At 68.9% G+C, this 1,685-nt stretch carries 1 protein-coding gene; it reads left to right on the forward strand.

Annotated features, from left to right (window positions below; all coding sequences use genetic code 11):
- Positions 1–301: 301 nt before the first annotated feature.
- A complete protein-coding gene (locus VGX25_RS29420; protein WP_326921189.1) occupies positions 302–1,603 on the forward strand; it encodes an ABC transporter substrate-binding protein in 1,302 nt (433 codons plus the stop codon).
- Positions 1,604–1,685: the final 82 nt, after the last annotated feature.

Below are 1,685 nucleotides of genomic sequence, written 5' to 3' on the forward strand. Positions count from 1 at the left end.
CCTTCGGCGCCGGCCTTGGGTCGGGTTGGTTGGTGGGTTGCGGGCCGGGGTGGGGGGTTGGGTGTTGTGGGTGGTGGGCTGACGACGCCTGCGGGCAGGGGCTCGTTCCTCGCCCTGCCCTTGTCGTCGTGGGGCGGCCGCCCTCGCCAAGGATTGGCCGACCTCAGCGCAGTTTCAAACGGCTCCTAGCGCGGAGATGTGGGATGCAACGTTCTCGTCACGAAACCTTGACGGGGTCCACCGGACCGGCCACAGTCTTCGGGCAACCGTGAGAGCGCTCTCACGACCAGAGGAGGCATCCATGCGCAGTGCAATACGGCGGGTGTACGCGGTGGCCGGGCTGCTCGCGGCGAGCGCTCTGGTCCTCGCGGGGTGCTCGTCGAGCGACCAGCCGGCCACGCAGAGCGAGCCGACCGGACCGGTCACACTGACGATCAACGTGTTCGGCGACAATTTCTCCCTGCCGGCCGACCGGACGCTCTACGACGAGTACTCCAGGGCGCACCCGAACGTCACGATCGTCGAGAACCGCAGTGACTTCGGCACCCACCACCAGAACCTGCAGGCCCGGTTGACCGCCGGCACCGGCGCCGCGGACCTCGAGGTGATCGAGGTCGGGCAGATCGCCGGCTACATCGGGCAGCCGGACAAGTTCGTCAACTTCCTCGGCGAGGGCGTGGACGCCGGCCAGTGGACCCCGGCGATCGTCCAGCGTGCGTCCACAGCGGACGGCAAGACCCTGATCGGGCTGCCGACCGACGTCGGCGGGTTGGCCATGTGCTACCGAACAGACCTGTTCGCGCAGGCCGGGCTGCCGACCGCGCGCGACGAGGTGGCCAAGCTGTGGCCGTCCTGGTCGGCCTACATCGACACGGGCGCGACGTTCCTGGCGAAGGCCCCGCCGAACGTGAAGTGGTTCGACGCCGGCGGGCACGTGTTCACCGGGATCCTCGGCAACGACAAGGAGACCTTCTACAACGCCGGCGGCGACCTGATCGTCGAGAGCAACCCGGCCGTGCGGGCGGCCTGGGACCAGACCGTGCGGGCGATCAAGGGTGGCCAGTCGGCCGCGCTGCCGGAGTTCACCCCGGAGTGGAACACCGGGTTCCAGCAGGGCCAGTTCGCCACCGTGACCTGCCCGGCGTGGATGATGGGCTACATCAAGTCCAACGCCGCGGCCACCGCGGGCAAGTGGGACATCGCCAGGATCCCGGGCGGCTCCGGCAACTGGGGCGGCTCGTACGTCACGGTTCCCACCCAGGGCAAGAACATCAAGGCCGCTGTCGAGCTGGCGAAGTGGCTGACCGCGCCGGAGCAGAACATCAAGATCTTCAAGACGATCGGCAACTTCCCCAGCCAGAAGAGCACCTGGTCGATGCCGGAGGTGGCGGACTACAAGGCGGACTTCTTCAACAACGCGCCGGCCGGGAAGATCTTCCCCGAGTCGCTGGCCAACGCGCCGGTTCAGGTCGTCGGCCCGCAGAGCGGCGTCATCGGCAACACGTTCGCCGACGCGCTGCTGAGCGTTGAGCAGGGCACCGATCCGAACACCGCCTGGCAGAACGCGATGAACGACATCAAGGCCGCGGCGGGAACCGGATGACACAGTGTTCACCCCGCCCTCTCCGCCGTGCGGGCGGCTCGGGGGCGGAGGCCCGCCCCCGACCGTCCCCAGTGCCCCGCCG

This window comes from Actinophytocola sp., assembly GCF_035942955.1.
Taxonomy (GTDB): domain Bacteria; phylum Actinomycetota; class Actinomycetes; order Mycobacteriales; family Pseudonocardiaceae; genus DASYTH01.

Coding starts and splice junctions, on each gene's coding strand:
- VGX25_RS29420 (WP_326921189.1), top strand. CDS start 302: ATGCGCAGTGCAATACGGCGGGTGTACGCGGTGGCCGGGCTGCTCGCG.